Origin of the sequence: Streptomyces sp. NPDC059853 (assembly GCF_042731495.1) — a bacterium.
In the GTDB taxonomy this organism is placed as follows: Bacteria; Actinomycetota; Actinomycetes; order Streptomycetales; family Streptomycetaceae; genus Streptomyces.
Genome location: NZ_JBHWJL010000562.1, coordinates 1 through 1,348, shown reverse-complemented (window position 1 = coordinate 1,348; position 1,348 = coordinate 1). Strand labels below are relative to the sequence as shown.

The following is a 1,348-nucleotide window of genomic DNA, read 5'->3' as shown; positions in this document are numbered from 1 at the left end:
GTAGTCCACACGGCTTCGTTCACTGCCGTTCGCCGTACCTTGACGGCGCCGCACTGGTGCGGCGCCGTTTCCCTTGGAACGCTGAGGCGCCCGATGCCGACGCGTCCGAGGGAGTCCTGGTGATCCACCGCGCACCGAGCACCACAGCACGCCACCGCCGCATCCCGGCCCCGCGCACCCGGGCCCCGGTCGCGGCGGCCGTCGCCGCCCTGGCCCTGGGTCTGCTGCCGGCCGGGGCCGCCGGCGCCGCCACCGGCACCACCGGCGGCGAGGGCCTGGAGCTGTCCCGCACCGTCCAGCCGCTGGGCCCCGGCACCGAACTGACCCGCTATCAGAGCCTGGAACCCACCGGCTGGCACAGCGCCCAGTCCCTCACCGTCGATCTGTCGGCCGGCGCCCGCGTGGAAGCACTCGCCCCCGACGACGTGGCGGACGCCGCCCCGCTGAGCGAACTGGTCCGCGACCACGACCCCGGCCCCGGGCGGGCCACGGTGGCCGCCGTCAACGCCGACTTCTTCGACATCAACGGCACCAAGGCACCGCTGGGCCCCGGCATCACCGGCGGCGCGCTGCGGCACTCCGCCTCCGACGGCGCGCCGGTGGACGTAGTCGGCTGGGGCCCGGGCGAGGTGGGCCGCGTCCTGGAGGTGTACGCCGAGGGCAGTCTGCTGCTGCCGGACGGCGTGGCGGACATCGCCTCCGTCAACGCCGCCCGCGTCCCGGCCGGCGGCATCGGCGTGTACACCGCGGACTGGGGCACCGCCGACCGGGCCCTGACCGTCACCGGGGCCGGGGCCGTCACCGAGGTGCTCGTCCGGGACGAGACGGTGATCTCCGTCTCCGGCACGGCGGGCCGCGACCGGGTGCCGCGGGACGCGACCGTCCTGCTGGGCAGGGACGCCGGAGCCCGTACCCTGGCCGCCCTCGCCCCCGGCGACCCGGTGGTGCTGGAGTACGGGGCGCGCACCGGGGACGGCAGTCCGCTGCCCGAGGAGGCGGTCGGCGGCCGGGGCCTGCTGGTGATCGACGGGGAGCCGCAGAACTGGGAGGGCCGGCCCAACAACGCGGCGGCCCCGCGCACGGCGGTCGGCTTCTCCCGGGACGGCGGCGAGATGTACCTGGTCACGGTGGACGGCCGGCAGCAGCACGCGGGCGGCGCCACCCTCACCGAGCTGGCGGTGCTGCTGGCCGACCTCGGCGCGTACACCGCGCTGAACCTGGACGGCGGCGGCTCCACCACGCTGCTGGCCCGCGCTCCCGGCGACAGCGCGCCCCGGCTCGTCAACAGCCCCTCCGACGGCGCCGAGCGCCCGGTGCCCAACGGCCTGGCGGTGACGGTGCCGCTCGG

1 protein-coding gene is annotated in these 1,348 nt (G+C 77.1%); it reads left to right on the top strand.

Going from position 1 to position 1,348, the window contains the following annotated elements:
• Positions 1-119: 119 nt before the first annotated feature.
• Positions 120-1,348, top strand: a 1,229-nt coding sequence (locus ACFV5N_RS27855; protein WP_385605332.1) for a phosphodiester glycosidase family protein, incomplete at its 3' end; no start/stop codon positions are given.